At 50.1% G+C, this 647-nt stretch carries 1 pseudogene; it reads left to right on the forward strand.

The features are described 5' to 3' along the window. Positions 1-647: pseudogene (locus ACTXGO_RS15720) on the forward strand (bifunctional aconitate hydratase 2/2-methylisocitrate dehydratase); the annotation flags it as partial.

A 647-nucleotide genomic window follows, 5' to 3' on the forward strand; every position in this document is an offset into this window, starting at 1 on the left:
CCAGCTGGCGTTGACCAAGCGGCCTACGTAAAAGCTGCATTTTTAGCTGCTATCTTAAAAGGTGAAGCATCATCACCACTTATCAGTAAGCAAAAAGCCGTTGAAATCCTAGGTACTATGCAAGGTGGCTACAACGTACAGCCATTAGTTGCGGCACTAGATGATGAAGAGGTTGCTCAAGACGCGGCGACCGCGCTTAAGAAAACTTTACTCGTATTTGACGCGTTCAATGACGTCACTGAAAAAGCCGAAGCGGGTAATGACATTGCCAAAGAAGTCGTTCAGTCTTGGGCTGATGCCGAATGGTTCACGGGCCGTGCCGAGGTACCACAGAAATCGACTTACACAACGTTTAAAGTGACTGGCGAAACCAACACCGATGACTTGTCACCAGCGCAAGATGCGTGGAGCCGCCCTGACATTCCATTGCATTCATTAGCCATGCACAAAAACTCTCGCGACGGCATCACTGCTGACGAAGAGGGCGTTGTTGGCCCAATGAAGCAGATCGAAGAATTGAAGCAAAAAGGCCATCCACTCGCTTATGTTGGTGACGTCGTTGGTACGGGCTCTAGCCGTAAGTCTGCAACCAACTCGGTACTGTGGCTGATGGGTGAAGACATCCCGAACGTGCCAAACAAACGTGG

Source organism: Psychrobacter sp. T6-1, assembly GCF_052258445.1.